Below are 15,530 nucleotides of genomic sequence, written 5' to 3' on the forward strand. Positions count from 1 at the left end.
CAGCGTTCATCCTGAGCCAGGATCAAACTCTTCATTTGATTTAGCTCTTCGATGTTCCTGACATCGTTTGTTTCTTTCTCGAAATTGACGTGTTTCTTGGTTTCCTGTTCAGTTTTCAAAGATCGTCACGCTTTCGCGTGCTCAGTTATATTATCAAATCTATCTGCCTTATGCAACCCCTTTTTTTATCTTTTTTGCATTTTTTTAATTTCAAACGATTTCACCTCACAATTTTTGACAAAATAAGAAGCAAACGCATCATTATCCAAGTCTTCAAAATAACTAGCAATCATCCGACAAATCCCACCATGACACGACAACAAGATCACATCTTGATCGTTTGAAGTTGCGATCAATTCATCCAGAAAAGGATATACACGAGCCGCGACATTCAAAAAGGATTCCCCATTCTTAAATCGTTTAAAATACTGATGTTTTTCAATTTGGTACTGTTCATCATTTCGCAAGACACCTTCAAAGATCCCAAAATCCTGTTCTCGTAAAGCGGGTGTATATTGAATCGGTATTTCATTTTCTAATTCTTGGGCAATGATCTGACTGGTTTGTCGAGCCCGAAGAAGGGGTGAACTATATAGTTTATTGATACCCAATCCACATAACTGTTTTCCCATTCTTTTAGCTTGTTCCTTTCCTCTTTCATTTAAAGGATTATCTGTCGAACCTTGTGCTAAGTTTTTATCATTCCAATCGGTCGTGCCATGCCGAATCACTAAAATTTTCATTGTATATCCTCGCTTTTCTTTATTATACAAAAAAGGCCGAAGGATGTCCTTCGACCTAGAGAGGGGGAAAAAACTATTTCGATAATTTAGAAGCCGCTGCTTTATCTAAAACAACCACAACATCTGGGTGTTTCTGTAATAAAGAAGCTGGAACTTGTTCCGTAACCGGACCTTCTACCATGGCCTTTACCGCATCGGCTTTGGCTTCTCCATCGGCAACCAATAAGATCTTTTTGGAACGCATGATCGAACCTAGACCCATTGACATGGCTTGATGTGGTACTTTATTGATGTCATTATCAAAGAAACGACTATTGGCTTCCAGCGTGCTTTGAGTCAAATCAACAATATGGGTAGGGGCATCAAACGATGTACCTGGTTCATTGAAGCCAATATGGCCATTTCGTCCAATTCCAAGTAGCTGCAAATCAATCGTGACCTTTTTCAATTCGGCTTCATAAGCATCCGCATCGGCTTGTGTACTACCTTCTGGTAAATGGGTATTTTCCGGTTTGATGTTGACATGATCAAATAAATGTTTATGCATAAATGAATAATAGGATTCTGGATGATTGCGATCGATGCCTACATATTCATCCAAGTTATAAGAAGTGATATTTTCATAACTTGTACCATTTTCTTCATGGTCTTTGACCATTTCTTTATATAAACCTTCAGGACTTGATCCCGTTGCCAAACCCAATACAGCATGTGGATTCTTCGTGATCACATCTTTCATGACTTCATATGCTTTTTTTGATTCTTCTTCGTAATTTTCACAAACAATAACTTTCATAATTGATATCTCCTTCGACAATTCATATATACCACTTTTATATACCAGTTTCAACCACTTTATAAAAAAAAAGGAAGTGATAGAATAAGGCACGTAAGAAAGAGAACTATGATCATGGAAAATAAACACGCTATTAATATGTTGGAAGGCAGCATTTATAAAAACTTATGTATTATAGCGATTCCTATTGCGCTTTCCAACATCCTCCAACAACTATTCAATGCTTCCGATACCGCGGTTGTCGGCCATTTTGCTTCCAGTCAAGCCATGGCCGCCGTTGGCTCCAATGCCCCTGTGATCAATATGATCGTGACCTTTTTTACAGGCCTATCCATTGGTGCCAATATCATTATCGCGCGTTGTATTGGTGCTAAAGAAGAAGATCAAGCCAATGAAGTGCTCCACACCAGTTTTGTCCTCGCCATTATTAGTGGTTTTTTGATGTTGATCATTGGCCAGATTATTGCCAAACCCGTCTTACATATATTAAATACACCAACCGATGTGATTGATATGGCCACGCTCTATTTACGCATCTATTTTTGTGGAATGCCCTTTTTAATGATCTATGATTTTGGATCGGCTGTTTTACGATCGATTGGCGACACCAAACGACCCTTATTTTTTCTTATCATTGCAGGAATTGTCAACGTCTGCTTAAATTTGGTCTTTGTCCTTGGCTTTCATCGCAATGCCGATGGAGTGGCCTTGGCCACGACCCTTGCCAATGGTCTCAGTAGCTTTCTGATTTTCCACACCTTGATCCATGAACAAGGCATGCTTCATTTAGACATTCATAAGTTGGGAATCCAAAAAGAACATCTTCGTGCCATTCTTTGGATTGGTCTACCAGCCGGACTCCAAGGTTTGATCTTTTCGATATCGAATGTCGTTATTCAAGCCGCTGTGAATCACTTTGGATCGGCTTGCGTTGCGGGAAATGCGGCCGCCTTAAATTTTGAATATATTTGTTACTTCATCGTCTATGGCTTCACCCAAGCCACCATGACTTTTATTTCACAAAACTATGCCGCCAAAAACTATGCACGCTGTCGAAAAACCACACGTACTTCCTGGCTTTGTGCCTTTGGCTTTACCGCCCTGATTTCGATTACTTTTTTTCTTTTGAAAAGACCCTTACTTGGATTGTTTACCACGGATGCTCAAGTGATCTATTATGCCAATATTCGAATGGCCTATATTGCTTTATTGGAACCACTGACTTCCCTCTATGAAATTCCCGGTGGCAGCTTACGAGGCATTGGCCATTCCTTAGAACCCACGATTTTTACTTTGATTGGTTCTTGTGTCTTACGAATCGTATATATCAGTCTGGCTCATGCTGCCTTTGCCCATTTCTCTCAAGTCGTCATCATTTATCCCATTTCCTGGATCATTACAGGTTTGGCTGTCATTCTTTTATATTTTAAAGTAACCAAAGAAGAATATGTGGAGATGTAGTATAATAGCGCTATGAAATTATTCGCAACCGATTACGATGGAACGCTACTGGTTGATGGAAACATCAAAACAGAGGATCTTTCCAGCATCGATCAATGGAAAGCCAACGGTCATTTATTTGTGATCGATACCGGCCGTTCGATGGAATCCATACTCGAACAAGTTCAAAAATATCTATTGCCTGTTGATTATTTTATAACCAATAATGGTGGGATGGCTTTTGATGCCCAAAAGAATGAAATTTTCTCCACATATTTAGAGCCGATCCTAGCCGTTGATATCATGTATATGGCCAAAATGGTCGGTAGCATTGTCAGTTATGTTGTCAATGATGGGTTTTATCGCCATCGCATTCTTGTCAATGACCAACTCGAAGATAAACGATATCCCGACTTAGCTTGCGATATGAGTGAAGCCCAACTCCATGCGCAAGGAAAATATGCACAAATTGTTTTGTCCATGGACACAAAAGAACAAGCCCTGCAATTAGAAAAACGGCTCAATGCCCATTTTTCAGATGGAATCGTAGCCTATGCCAATCAATATGTCGTCGATGTGGTCCCGAAAAATATTTCCAAAGCAACGGGTATTGCTCGTATTTGTGAAAGGCATCATATTGCGAAACAAGATGTATATACGCTTGGCGATGGCAACAACGATATTCCCCTGATCACATATGGTCTTCATGGAGCTGCCGTTTCCTGGGCAAGCAAAGATGTCCAGGCACACGCTTCACAAGTTGTCGATTCGATTGCTGAATTATTAGGTGGTGAATAAAATGAAATCAACATTAAAACGAACTTGGGCGGAAATTGATCTCGATGCCCTTGACTACAATTATCAAACCATTCGTTCACACATTGGTGCCAAGACCAAATTCTTAGGTGTGGTCAAAGCCGATGCTTATGGTCATGGTTCGGTTCAGATTGCCAGTCGTCTACAGGAATTAGGGGCTGATTATTTAGCCGTCAGCAGTATTGATGAAGCCATGGAATTGCGTTTCAATGGAATCACGATGCCAATCCTTATTTTGGGTCACACCCCCAAAGAACAAGTGGATCGTTTGATTTGTTTCAATATTACCCAAGCAGTCACTTGTAAAGCCAAAGCCGATGAATACAATGCTGAAGCTTTAAAATATGGTGGTACCTTAAAGGTCCACATCAAAGTGGACACCGGCATGTCTCGTTTGGGCTATTTATGTAACGATGAACATTTTGATAGCGGAATCGAAGGCATCGTTGAAGCTTGTCAATTGCCCGGTTTACAAGCAGAAGGAATCTTTACCCATTTTGCGATGGCCGATGAAGAAGATTCAATGAGCCAAGCCTATACCCAAAAACAATTTGCCCTGTTTCAAAACGTGATCCATGCAGTAGAAACAAAATGGGGCCAAACCTTTTCTTTGCATCATTGTGCCAATACCGGAGCAACCGTCGATCATCCCGAAACGTATTTAGATATGGTCCGTCCTGGCTTATTGTTGTATGGATATGGTACCCATGCAAAAAAATGGCATCTCCAACCTTTAATGTCCTTAAAAACAGTGGTCAGCACCATTAAAGTCTATGATCCAGGTACCCATGTGAGTTATGGAGGAATCTACACAACCAACAAAAAGACGCGGATGGGCGTGATTCCCTATGGATATGCTGATGGTTTTTTGCGTTCGTTATCCAATCGTTGCCAATTGATGAGTGTTGATGGTCCTGTCCAACAGTGTGGTCGCATTTGTATGGATATGGCCATGATTGATTTGACCGATAAATGGAATGTCAAAGTTGGCAGTGAAATTGAAATATTTGGACCCCATCGATCTTTGGATGATTGGGCCGCCTTAGCTGGCACGATTCCCTATGAAATTGTTTGTGCCGTGAGTAAACGAGTACCTAGATTCTATCTACAAAGTGGCAAAATCATATCGAAAGAATTATTATTAAGAATGTAATGAGAATAGCAGAAACCCGTTTGATTCCCTATGGCTTTATCAAACAAGAGCATTCCTATGTGTATGTTTGCCCCATCCTAGATCGTCAGTTTTCGGTTTGTATTCAAATCATCCACCAACAAATCAAAAGCCAGATCGTGGATAATGAAACACAAGAGCCTTATATTGTATGGAAGACCCATCCCGAAGGACGATTTGTTCAATCCGTACGATCTGCATATGATCAGGTAATGCATGATTTTTTTCAACATTGCTGCATAGTAGAAACCTATCGTTTTGCCCAAACCAATCGTATTGATGCCCAAATGCCCACTCAAGCTACTTTCCCTTTTCGAAAGTATCCTTCTTATGGTGCTTATAAAAGACATGGAAAATGGTATGCCCTCATCCAATGTATCGATAAAGAAAAATTGGGTATTGGCCAAGGACCCATTGAAATTATCAATGTGAAAGCAAACGCTTCCCAATGCCTTCATCGATTGGGCATTTATCCTGCATGGCATATGAACAAACAACATTGGATTTCTATTGGTTTGGATGATACGTTGACCGATGAAGAAATTCTTTCCTATATTCAAGATAGTTTCGATCGCACGGTATAAATATCGTGCGTTTTCATTTTATTTATGGCATACTTTTCATTGTTTAAGGAAGGAAAATTTTATGAAGAAAGAAACTTATGCAGATGCGAAAATTGAAAATGTATACAAGTTGGATGGGTATGTCCCCATCGCCAAGGCCATTCCATTTGGTCTCCAACATGTCTTAGCGATGTTTATTGCCAATGTCGCACCCTTGATCTTAATTGCGGGAGTTGCGGTATATAATGGGAAACCCTTTTCCAGTCTAGAGACGGCGCGCTTGATCCAAAATTGTATGTTGATTGCCGGTATTGGTACTTTGATCCAATTGTATCCATTGGGCCCTATTGGATCGGGACTTCCGGTCGTGATGGGATTGAGCTTTACTTTCTTAGCTGCGGCGATGAATGCAGCCAGTCAAGATTATGGATATATGGTCGGTGCCATCATTATTGGTGGTATTTTTGAAGGATTATTGGGATTAACCGCCAAATATTGGCGAAAATTCATCTCTCCTATGGTCGCTGCTTGCGTGGTTGTTTCCATTGGCTTAAGCATCCTCAATGTCGGTGTACAATCCTTTGGTTCGTCTGCTAAATACGATATGGGATCATGGCAAAACTTGTTGGTAGCCACCATTACTTTGATTTCAGCTTTGATCTTCCATATCAAATTAAAAGGTATCTTTAAACAAATGTATGTATTACTTGGCATGATGGTTGGCTATGTCGTGTCGATCTGTTTTGGGATGGTGAACTTTGCCGCTATGGGCAAGACCATTTCGGAAATGGGAATCGTTGCGATTCCGCAATTGTGTGCGTTTACGCCGAAATTCAATCTGAGCCATATCCTCTCTTTTTGTTTGATCTTTGTGGTTTCCGCCGTAGAAACCATTGGCGATACCACCGCAACCGCAAAAGAAGGCTTACATCGTGATGTAACCTCCAAAGAAATTTCGGGTTCCTTAGGTGTCGATGGTTTTATTTCTGCCGTTTCTGGAGGCATTTTTGGTTGTTCCCCAATTACTTCATTTAGCCAAAATGTGGGTTTGATTTCCATGACCCATGTCGTCAATCGTTTTTGTATTCTATTTGGCGCTTTGGCGATGATCTTAGGTGGTCTCTTCCCACCCATTGGTGCTTTCTTGACCACATTGCCAGATTGTGTATTGGGTGGTTGTACCGTCATCATGTTTGGTTCGATCTTCATGTCGGGCATTCGCATGATGCATGATGCGGGCATGGATAATCGCAACGTATTGATTGCGGCTACTTCCATTTGTCTAGGCGTTGGTGTGACCCAGGTCGATGGTTTCTTTGCCCACTTGCCTCATGTATTGGGCGATATCTTTGCGGGCAACATGGTGGCCGGTGTATTTGTGGTGGCTTTGGTCATGGATCTTTTTTTACCAAAAGACCCCAAATATTATGAAACCGATGTACCAAAGGGAGAATGATTTCTCTCTTTTTTTATGAATAGGCTATAATAAACATATGGCAAATGAGATTTATATTGAACGAAGCATGGATAGTCCCGCTTCCTTAACGAATTTATTAAAAGAAAAGGGCTACAAAGTAGAAAATCGAGTGATCGAAAAAAAGATCATTGAATCCAACTATACAATTTCGCATATCTTGGGTGTGCCGCTCGCAACCAAATTATTTTTTTATAAACGATTACGCATGGTGGAGGATCAACCAAAAGTTTTAGAAAAAACCTACATTAATTTGGATATTGTGCCTGGACTGGACAAAGTCGATCTCAATGATGTGGCCTTTTTGGATGTGATCGAGAAGAAATATGGTTATCACTTGGCATCCAATCAAGAAGAGATCTTGATCGTTTCCTGCAACGAAGAAGAAGCCCATTATCTCCATGTACCCCATGGACAGGACATTGTTTTGATCAAGGGCAATTCGTATTTAAATATCGGCAAGCCGTTTGAATACTATGAAATGGCAGCCATACCATCTTTTTTCCGATTTAGGAGCGTGATCCATCAATGAACAATCCACAAGCGTTGTATCAACAACTGATGCAAAGCATCAAACAAAAGATCATTCAAGGTGAACTGCAATTGGGAGATAAATTAGATTCGGAACGAAAGATGTCGGAAATGTATGGCATCAATCGCATGACAGTACGCAATGCCATCAAAAACTTAGAAAAAGAAGGAATTGTCACCAGTTATCGAGGCAAGGGAACCTTTGTCACGCAGATTCCTACGGTCCATGATCGTCTGCAACTGGGAGATGCCGAAAATATTTCTTTATCCGTCCAGATTCGCCAAAAGGGCATGAGTTCTTCTCGTCAGGTCATTTCTTTACAGGTGGTCGATGTCCCAGACGCCGCAAAAAGCTTTTTTTCTTGTACCAAAGTCTATGAACTCATTCGCATCTTTACGATCAATGATGAGCCGTATGCACTGCAAAAGACATATCTGCCCTATCCTTTATTTCATGATATGGATCGATTTGATTTTCAAACCTGCTCGTTATATGAATATATGGCCGACCATCACCATCCAACCATTACTCAAACATCGACTTTACGAATCACTTCCCTACCTTCTGCTTATCAGAAGATCATGGATGTGAAAACCGATGATCAATTGTTTTTATTTCAATATTATGGCTATGATCCACAAAAAGAACATGTGGAATATACCCTTTCTTACAACAAGCCCAAATATACTTGTTTCAAATTTGTACAAGATCATTCAAGAAAGTGAGAAACCATGAAACTACAATTTGCTTCCGATTATCAAGAAGGAGCCCATCCTCATATCATTCACCGATTGGTCCAAACCAATATGGATCAAACACCTGGTTATGGAACCGATGTGATTTGTGCATCTGCTAAAAAACGAATTCAGGCAGCTTGTCAATGCGATGCCGAAATTTATTTTTTAAGTGGTGGTACCCAAACCAATGCCACGATCATTTCGGCTTTATTGCCTTCCTATCAAGGCGTAATGGCACCGGATTCTGGTCATATCAGTGTCCATGAAGCGGGTGCCATTGAATTTGGCGGTCACAAAGTATTGCCAATTTCAAGTAGATGGGGCAAAATTACTGCTAATCAAATCGAACAATATCTCCAAAATTTTGAACAAGACTTAAATCATGAACACATGGTCATGCCCGGCATGGTGTATCTATCGCAACCCACTGAATTTGGTACGCTGTATTCCAAAGCGGAATTAAGCGAGATCTATCGGGTATGTCAAAAATATCATCTGCCTTTGTATATGGATGGAGCTCGTTTGGCTTATGCCTTGGCATCGAAACAAAATGACATATCTTTGCCCGAATTGGCTCAATTGTGTGATATTTTCTATATTGGTGGCACAAAATGCGGAGCCTTGATTGGTGAAGCTGTCGTCATGCCACATCCCCATTTGATTCCGCATTTTTTCACGATCCTCAAACAAAATGGTGCTTTATTGGCAAAAGGAAGACTATTGGGCATCCAATTTGATGAATTATTCAAAGAGGATCTATATCTACATATTGGATATGATGCCGATGTATATGCCCAACAAATCATCGATGCCCTAAAAACAAATGGCTATCAACTGTATTTAGAAACACCAACCAATCAAATTTTCTTTATTGTGGATAACACCTTATGGAATCGATTAAGCCAAAAAGTCAATTTAAGTTTCTGGGAACAAGTAGACAAGACCCATTGTATTGTACGCATTGCGACCAGTTGGGCCACGCAACAAAAAGATGTCGATGCACTGTGTCAACTTTTGAAAGAGATCCAACATGATTCGTAAAGCACAAATGATCGATCTGGATCAAATTTTCGATCTATATGTCATTGCTCGTCAATTTATGATCCAAACGGGCAATCCTTATCAATGGAAGGATGGCTATCCAGAAAAAAAGTTGTTGGCAAAAGACATTCAATGCCAACAACTCTATGTGTATGAAACCAATCAAATTCATGGTGTCTTTGCCTTGATCATCGGTGAAGATCCCACCTATGCATATATCGAACAAGGTCAATGGTTGGATGATTCGCCCTATGGCACCATTCATCGCATTGCCAGTGATGGCACCATTCATGGTTTCTTTGGACAAGTCATCGACTTTGCTTCCAACAAAATCGCACATTTACGGATCGATACCCATGCCGATAATGCGATCATGCAGCATGTGATTGGAAAGAATCAGTTCCAATATTGTGGCATCATCTATGTACGCGATCACCAACCTCGTTTAGCCTATGAACGCATCTAACGTCGATAAGAGTTCATCCAAACTAAAGAATAATTTCACACTCATTCCGATATACGAGAACAGCGGCACAGAAAGAATTCCCATTTGTGCAACTTGTTCTCTTTTTTTTCGATGGAAATGGATTCATATCCAACGTCTGGATGCGTTTTTAACCACTTTTGGATCTTATTTTGAATTGCTACAATTTGGATAATTTTTATCGTTTTTTTATATCTCCATGATGCACACCAAGCATCGTGATGGCAGCTAAGATCATACATACAAACGCATAAGGAAATAAGGTTTGATAGCCAACATGCTCTAATAAAAAGCCACTGGCAATAGGGGTAAATACCTGTGCTGCCATGGAAAACGTATAATACATTCCGGTAAACAGGCCAATATCCCCAGCTTGGCTCATTTCTACGACCATGGGATAGCTGTTGACATTAATGGCTGCCCAACCAATACCGACACACGCAAACCATATCATCATGATCTGCGAATAGGTACCCATAATAGTCGCCATGCCATAGGCCAACGCCATCGATCCAATGCCAAATAGGATCATTGATTTCCGCCCGATTTTTTGGGAAACATGACCAATCGGAAGATAGGATAAAACCGCCACGATCGTGCCAATCATCAAACAATCGGCATAGGCCCCATTTTGTAGATGCCAAACTTGTTGCGCATATCGAGAAAACGCTGTGGTAACGGCATTATAGGCACTGTACCAAAAAAAGACAGCCACCAATACATGGATCAACGATCGTTGCGTCGCTTTTGGCATCTTCTTGCCTTTAGAAGCTTCCTTCGCTTTTTCTTCTTCCGTTTTGGGTTGGGTCCCCATTTCATCTATGAGCTTCTTTTCCGGAACCGTAAGAAAAAGAATCAAAATACTGACCATCATCAATAGCACTAAGGATAGGATCAATGGTCCATATTGATTCTTTTTTAAGAACACTTTGATCAAGACCAATGTACAAAAACAACCGAAAGCACCCATCAAATTGATGATGGCATTGCCTTGCGAACGAAGTGGGGCTGGGGTCAAATCGGCCATTAAGGAAACGGCCGGTGATCGATAGATGCCCATAGCCAAAAGCAACAACACCAAGCAGAAAAGGAACGGACCAAGCTGGCTAAGATGTCCTAAAATAAGCAAAAAGATACACGCCAGCAAATTGCCAATCAAAATAAAGGGCATGCGTTTGCCTATTCTTGTATGGGTATGATCGGACCAGCGACCAAAGAGGGGCAATAGAAAAAGGGCCAAAATATTATCCAGTGACATGACTAGACCGGTCATGGTTTCTTTCATGCCAAAGCTATTTTTTAATATTTTGGGAATTTCATTGTCGTAAAATTGCCAAAAGGCACAAATCGAAAAAAAAGCTAGCCCAATGCAGATGGTTCGTTGGGTGTTCAATCGCATATATGTATTATATCTTTCCTACATGTTTTTATACAAATGTTTCGTCAACAAGATGGCAACGATCATTCCCACCATTTCGCCCAAAGGAATCGCAAACCAAACATGAAGTTGCGAATGGATCAAAAACGCAAAAGGCAACGGAATGAGAAGGAAGCGAATCAAAGAAATGATCAGGGAATACTTGCCATTGCCTAAAGCTTGGCAAACGCCTTGTAAGATGATATTGGCCCCCGCAAAAAAGAAACCCCAGACAATGATGCGTAAGGCCCATACACAAAGGGCCATGGTCTCTTGGGAAACCGCAAAAATGGATACGATAGGTTCGGTCCATCCTTCCAATAGAATGACCCCGATTCCCATGATGACCATACTATCGATCAATGCCCAACGAATGGTCGAGCGAATGCGATCTTGCTTACCGGCTCCATAATTATAGGAAATAATTGGGATTGATGCATTATTCAGACCATAGGCAGGCATAAATACAAAGTTTTGTAGTTTATAATAGATGCCATAAGCGGTGATAGAGGCTTCGGAAATGCCTCCAAGAATCAAATTCATCGCATAGGACATGATAGGAACCAACAGTTGCATCATGATGGCAGGAACCCCCACACGATAGAGATTTCGCAATATATCGGCCTGAAGATGAAAATCCGACCCATGAATGGATAGGATGGGGTGTTTATTGACATAAAACAAACCTAAGCTGATCAGAGAAACAAATTGACCAATTACAGTGGCAATGGCAGCGCCTTTTACACCCATGACAGGTAGACCCAACCAACCATAGATCAAAATAGGATCTAAAACAATATTGGTGATGGCGCCGGCTAATTGGGTCATCATCGTAATCTTGGTTCGTCCGGTAGCCACTGTTATTTTTTCCAAACACATATATACCAATGTTCCTAAGGAAAAGATCGCAATGATTCGTAAATAATCGATTCCAAATTGGGCCACGATCGCATTCTCTGTTTGACTAGAAATAAACGCTTGGGTACCAAAAATTCCAAAAAGAAATAAGCCAACAAAATACAACAAGCTCATACAAAGCGCATTGCCTGCTGCATTTTCTGCTTTTCGTATTTCTTTCATCCCTAACAAACGGGAAATCAATGCATTGATGCCTACACCCGTCCCAACACCCAGTGCAATGATCAACATTTGAATGGGAAAGGCCATGGTCAATGCGTTGATGGCCATTTCGCCGGCATTGGCCATACCTTGTATTCGGGATACATAAAAGGTATCCACCACGTTATATAAAGCTTGTCCTAACATCGACAACATCATGGGCAGCCCCATATTTAAGAGCAATTGGGGAACCGGCATCGTTGCCATCTTATTTTTTTCCATTTTATCCCTCCATAAAAAAACCACAACACGTTGGCCTTCATTCGGGGATGAAGGCCAACGTGTTGTGGTTTTGTTGCTCTTTTTATAACACAATTTATTTTGAATGGAAAGTCTTTTTCACGATAAATTATGCAGGTTGTTTCTTTACATATTTGCGATAAAGATACGCACTGATCACGACAATGATTACACAGAAGATGGTCAAGACCGTAAAGATCTGAAAGTATCCCGATGCACCAGAACTGCGATCCAGGATCGTACCAAAGGCCGTACTTAAGAACATATCTGGCAGATACCCAACAATGGAAGCAATACCAATGGCCGTACCGGCTACTTTGACCGGAATATTGATTTCATGCATGGTCGAAAACATGACCCCATATAAGCTCATACTGAATAGACCAGGAATCAAGGTCAAGATGGCAATCAATAGACTCGGTGCGCCAGTACCTACTAAGATCACAAGCAAGATCGATACGGCTAATAAAGCGCCGCCAAAACGGAACCAATTCAACGTAGAATGGAAGAGTTTATCCGCTAAGATGCCTCCCAATGGGGCTGCCACCAACATGACAACGTAGGTTCGTAAGATAGAACAAATACCGGCAATAGTATTGGAGAGACCAACAATATCGGTCAAATAGGGAGTGAAATACGAAGCGCAACTATAAACACCATAAATACAGAAGAACATGATCGAAACCAACCAAATCGATGGGTTCTTTAATACGGCCCCGACATCACTGAAATGGAACTTGTCTGCTTCAGCTGTTGATAGATCTTTATCCGTGGATCCTTCCATAAAGAGGCCTAACAAGATGGCAGCTAATAAAGTAAATACGGCCATAGACATAACAGCGGCAAAGAAGCCCATTTGTTCATTGGCATCCCCACCAAAGGCATTGTAGGCCCACAAGTTGATGGCAGCGACGATGGCTGCGGTCGTCCCATTGGCTGCATAATAGATGCCATACATACGTCCTTGTTCCGCATCGGTACCAATCATACGAATGGCTTTTAAAATAGCGGTCCAGAACACAAATCCAGAACAGATGGCCAACAACAACCAAATCACCAAGGCACAATGATACGTTGTTGCAGGAGAAAGATTGGCCATGATCAAGACCCCAAACAAAACCGTAAGAATGGTTTCTCCCAATAGAGATAAGATCAAAGCTTTTTTCGGATTGACTTTATCGGCTAAGATACCGCCAGGAATATATAAGATGACACAACCAATCGCATACATCGTCAGCAATAAGCCCGATTGCGCATTACTGATATGTAAGACATGGATCAGTGGATCATAAAATACATATTTTAAATACGGGAAAATATAGATTGAACCTCCCGCCAGTCCTAAAATAATCAATGTTAAATATTTTCTAGCGTTTTTACTCATCATTCAATTCCTTCCTTTTTGAAAAATTTCAATGATTTCTTCTTTGGTCTTATCACCAAGATCTTCTTTCATCGCATGAACTACAGAAATCGAGAGAAGGATGGTGATAAAGATCAACCAGAAACCAATATCGATTGCAAATTTCTGGATCAGGCTCAAACCGCCGACCAACGTCAAAGCAATCGCCAACACAAAGATGGCTATCGCCCAGCTAAAGCGGTTGTATAAATGAGGATCTCGATTGGGATCTAAATGTTTGGATGTGGCATTTCCCAACACCAAAGCGGTTGAATCAATCGTTGTTGCCAAAAAGACAAAGCACAATACAATGGTAACGACAATAAAGATCTTGGGAAATGGCAAGGTATGAAGGATGGCCAAGACAACCCCTTCATTGCCTTCTTTGGCAAGAATGGAAACCAGATTCACAACACCATGTCTTTGAAGATACAATGAATAGCCACCTAACAAGCCTAAAAACGTACAACAACCCAATGTTCCATAGACCATTTGTCCCAACAACACTTGTTTTAGAGTACGTCCTTGCGAGACTTTGGCAATAAAGATCCCCATGATGGGAATAAAAGTTAACCACCATCCCCAATAGAACATGGTCCATCCACTCACAAATTTTTTATCGCCAAAGGGATCGGTATAAAAAACCAATCGGGGCAATTTATCTAGATACAAACCAATGGTATTTAATTCCATACTGATCAAATCACCCAAAGGGGTGACGCAAACAAAGCCAGCAAGAAAGACACCAATAATGATCATATTCAAGTTGGTCAATTTACGAATGCCATTATTTAAGCCGCGAAATACGCTCCATCCAAAAATCGCAAACCAGACCGCAAACACAAAGATCTGCATTCCCATATTGGCTGGCAATCCCGTTAGATCCGCTATCAATTTGGACATGACCGGAACCCCCAAGCCTAGCGATGTCGTGATGGATGCAACGATCCCTAACACCACACAAATATCAATGATCTTGGCAAATATCGTATGGGTGAATGGCTCACCAAATAATGGTGTCATGGTATTGGAAATTTTTACATCTTTCGAATTGCGAATATACAACATATAACAAATGGCTGCAACGGCCGGTACATAAAAGGCCCAAGCACTGAATCCCCAATGAAATTGGCCATACATATGCGCATATTCATAGGCCTTGGTGGACATGGCTTTGATGTGAAAAGGGGTGTCGGTCAAATAATACAAAGGTTCCGCAAACCCAAGAATGACCGTGCTGGATCCAGCCCCTGATGTGAAGATCATCGCGGCCCAGCTGAAGGTCGAAAAGCGGGGCTTTTCATCGGGTTTGCCTAATTTGATGTTGCCATATTTACTAAAGTACAAATAAAAGAACATACCGAAACAAATGACATTGACCAAGACATACATCCACCCCAATTTGCCAACGACAATTTGAAAAGCACCTTGAATAAAACCAATGATCACTTCGGGCCAAAAAGCCAATGTGAGCACGATCAGGGCAATCAGTCCCATGGCCGTAAAATAAACGACCTTGTCCATTTCTTTCAATGCTTCTCGCATGGATCTCACT

Annotated in this window: 15 protein-coding genes; 9 read left to right on the forward strand and 6 right to left on the reverse strand. The window is 41.0% G+C overall.

What is annotated here, in order from left to right; translation table 11 throughout:
* Nucleotides 1-185: 185 nt before the first annotated feature.
* Complete coding sequence (locus tag MOZ64_RS05065; RefSeq protein WP_320325506.1) at nt 186-743, reverse strand: histidine phosphatase family protein; 558 nt, start codon at nt 741-743, stop codon at nt 186-188.
* Between the two features lie 73 nt (nt 744-816).
* Complete coding sequence (nagB, locus tag MOZ64_RS05070; protein WP_320325507.1) at nt 817-1,539, reverse strand: glucosamine-6-phosphate deaminase; 723 nt, start codon at nt 1,537-1,539, stop codon at nt 817-819.
* Nucleotides 1,540-1,653: 114 nt separating this feature from the next.
* Between nagB and MOZ64_RS05075 the strand changes: the two genes are divergently transcribed.
* The 9 genes from MOZ64_RS05075 to MOZ64_RS05115 all read left to right on the forward strand — a co-directional run bounded on the left by MOZ64_RS05075 (nt 1,654) and on the right by MOZ64_RS05115 (nt 9,779).
* The gene (locus MOZ64_RS05075) at nt 1,654-3,000 is read left to right on the forward strand and encodes an MATE family efflux transporter (protein WP_320325508.1); all 1,347 of its coding nucleotides are present in this window, start codon (nt 1,654-1,656) and stop codon (nt 2,998-3,000) included.
* A 12-nt stretch (nt 3,001-3,012) separates the two neighbouring features.
* Nucleotides 3,013-3,777: an HAD-IIB family hydrolase gene (locus MOZ64_RS05080; protein WP_320325509.1), complete on the forward strand. Its 765-nt coding sequence runs from the start codon at nt 3,013-3,015 to the stop codon at nt 3,775-3,777.
* Nucleotide 3,778: 1 nt separating this feature from the next.
* Complete coding sequence (gene alr / locus MOZ64_RS05085; RefSeq protein WP_320325510.1) at nt 3,779-4,948, forward strand: alanine racemase; 1,170 nt, start codon at nt 3,779-3,781, stop codon at nt 4,946-4,948.
* The gene (locus MOZ64_RS05090) at nt 4,948-5,550 is read left to right on the forward strand and encodes an MmcQ/YjbR family DNA-binding protein (protein ID WP_320325511.1); all 603 of its coding nucleotides are present in this window, start codon (nt 4,948-4,950) and stop codon (nt 5,548-5,550) included. Before alr ends, MOZ64_RS05090 begins: the two co-directional genes overlap by 1 nt.
* A 61-nt stretch (nt 5,551-5,611) precedes the next feature.
* A complete protein-coding gene (locus MOZ64_RS05095; RefSeq protein ID WP_320325512.1) occupies nt 5,612-6,985 on the forward strand; it encodes a uracil-xanthine permease family protein in 1,374 nt (457 codons plus the stop codon).
* Nucleotides 6,986-7,022: 37 nt separating this feature from the next.
* On the forward strand, nt 7,023-7,535 hold the full coding sequence (locus tag MOZ64_RS05100) for a GntR family transcriptional regulator (protein WP_320325513.1): 513 nt from the start codon (nt 7,023-7,025) through the stop codon (nt 7,533-7,535).
* Nucleotides 7,532-8,260: a GntR family transcriptional regulator gene (locus MOZ64_RS05105; RefSeq protein ID WP_320325514.1), complete on the forward strand. Its 729-nt coding sequence runs from the start codon at nt 7,532-7,534 to the stop codon at nt 8,258-8,260. Before MOZ64_RS05100 ends, MOZ64_RS05105 begins: the two co-directional genes overlap by 4 nt.
* Before the next feature lie 6 nt (nt 8,261-8,266).
* Nucleotides 8,267-9,313 carry a threonine aldolase family protein gene (locus MOZ64_RS05110; RefSeq protein ID WP_320325515.1) on the forward strand — a complete coding sequence of 349 codons (1,047 nt, stop codon included), beginning with the start codon at nt 8,267-8,269 and terminating at the stop codon, nt 9,311-9,313.
* Entirely contained in the window at nt 9,303-9,779 is a 477-nt protein-coding gene (locus MOZ64_RS05115; RefSeq protein ID WP_320325516.1) for an N-acetyltransferase, read from the forward strand. The genes MOZ64_RS05110 and MOZ64_RS05115 overlap by 11 nt, the downstream gene beginning before the upstream one ends.
* Nucleotides 9,780-9,975: 196 nt before the next feature.
* On the opposite strand, the gene MOZ64_RS05120 is transcribed toward MOZ64_RS05115, so the two are convergent.
* The 4 genes from MOZ64_RS05120 to MOZ64_RS05135 form a co-directional block, all read right to left on the reverse strand.
* Nucleotides 9,976-11,196: an MFS transporter gene (locus MOZ64_RS05120; protein ID WP_320325517.1), complete on the reverse strand. Its 1,221-nt coding sequence runs from the start codon at nt 11,194-11,196 to the stop codon at nt 9,976-9,978.
* 18 nt (nt 11,197-11,214) lie between these two features.
* The gene (locus MOZ64_RS05125) at nt 11,215-12,555 is read right to left on the reverse strand and encodes an MATE family efflux transporter (RefSeq protein WP_320325518.1); all 1,341 of its coding nucleotides are present in this window, start codon (nt 12,553-12,555) and stop codon (nt 11,215-11,217) included.
* A gap of 127 nt (nt 12,556-12,682) precedes the next feature.
* Nucleotides 12,683-13,960 carry an MFS transporter gene (locus MOZ64_RS05130; RefSeq protein WP_320325519.1) on the reverse strand — a complete coding sequence of 426 codons (1,278 nt, stop codon included), beginning with the start codon at nt 13,958-13,960 and terminating at the stop codon, nt 12,683-12,685.
* Nucleotides 13,961-15,520: a BCCT family transporter gene (locus MOZ64_RS05135; RefSeq protein ID WP_320325520.1), complete on the reverse strand. Its 1,560-nt coding sequence runs from the start codon at nt 15,518-15,520 to the stop codon at nt 13,961-13,963.
* Nucleotides 15,521-15,530: the final 10 nt, after the last annotated feature.

This window comes from Absicoccus intestinalis, from assembly GCF_033971885.1.
In the GTDB taxonomy this organism is placed as follows: Bacteria; Bacillota_I; Bacilli_A; order Erysipelotrichales; family Erysipelotrichaceae; genus Absicoccus; species Absicoccus intestinalis.

What these genes read in the sequence shown, in the direction of transcription:
- MOZ64_RS05065 (WP_320325506.1), bottom strand. Translation starts at nt 743, where the DNA reads ATGAAAATTTTAGTGATTCGGCATGGCACGACCGATTGGAATGATAAA.
- nagB (WP_320325507.1), bottom strand. Translation starts at nt 1,539, where the DNA reads ATGAAAGTTATTGTTTGTGAAAATTACGAAGAAGAATCAAAAAAAGCA.
- MOZ64_RS05075 (WP_320325508.1), top strand. Translation starts at nt 1,654, where the DNA reads ATGGAAAATAAACACGCTATTAATATGTTGGAAGGCAGCATTTATAAA.
- MOZ64_RS05080 (WP_320325509.1), top strand. Translation starts at nt 3,013, where the DNA reads ATGAAATTATTCGCAACCGATTACGATGGAACGCTACTGGTTGATGGA.
- alr (WP_320325510.1), top strand. Translation starts at nt 3,779, where the DNA reads ATGAAATCAACATTAAAACGAACTTGGGCGGAAATTGATCTCGATGCC.
- MOZ64_RS05090 (WP_320325511.1), top strand. Translation starts at nt 4,948, where the DNA reads ATGAGAATAGCAGAAACCCGTTTGATTCCCTATGGCTTTATCAAACAA.
- MOZ64_RS05095 (WP_320325512.1), top strand. Translation starts at nt 5,612, where the DNA reads ATGAAGAAAGAAACTTATGCAGATGCGAAAATTGAAAATGTATACAAG.
- MOZ64_RS05100 (WP_320325513.1), top strand. Translation starts at nt 7,023, where the DNA reads ATGGCAAATGAGATTTATATTGAACGAAGCATGGATAGTCCCGCTTCC.
- MOZ64_RS05105 (WP_320325514.1), top strand. Translation starts at nt 7,532, where the DNA reads ATGAACAATCCACAAGCGTTGTATCAACAACTGATGCAAAGCATCAAA.
- MOZ64_RS05110 (WP_320325515.1), top strand. Translation starts at nt 8,267, where the DNA reads ATGAAACTACAATTTGCTTCCGATTATCAAGAAGGAGCCCATCCTCAT.
- MOZ64_RS05115 (WP_320325516.1), top strand. Translation starts at nt 9,303, where the DNA reads ATGATTCGTAAAGCACAAATGATCGATCTGGATCAAATTTTCGATCTA.
- MOZ64_RS05120 (WP_320325517.1), bottom strand. Translation starts at nt 11,196, where the DNA reads ATGCGATTGAACACCCAACGAACCATCTGCATTGGGCTAGCTTTTTTT.
- MOZ64_RS05125 (WP_320325518.1), bottom strand. Translation starts at nt 12,555, where the DNA reads ATGGAAAAAAATAAGATGGCAACGATGCCGGTTCCCCAATTGCTCTTA.
- MOZ64_RS05130 (WP_320325519.1), bottom strand. Translation starts at nt 13,960, where the DNA reads ATGATGAGTAAAAACGCTAGAAAATATTTAACATTGATTATTTTAGGA.
- MOZ64_RS05135 (WP_320325520.1), bottom strand. Translation starts at nt 15,520, where the DNA reads ATGCGAGAAGCATTGAAAGAAATGGACAAGGTCGTTTATTTTACGGCC.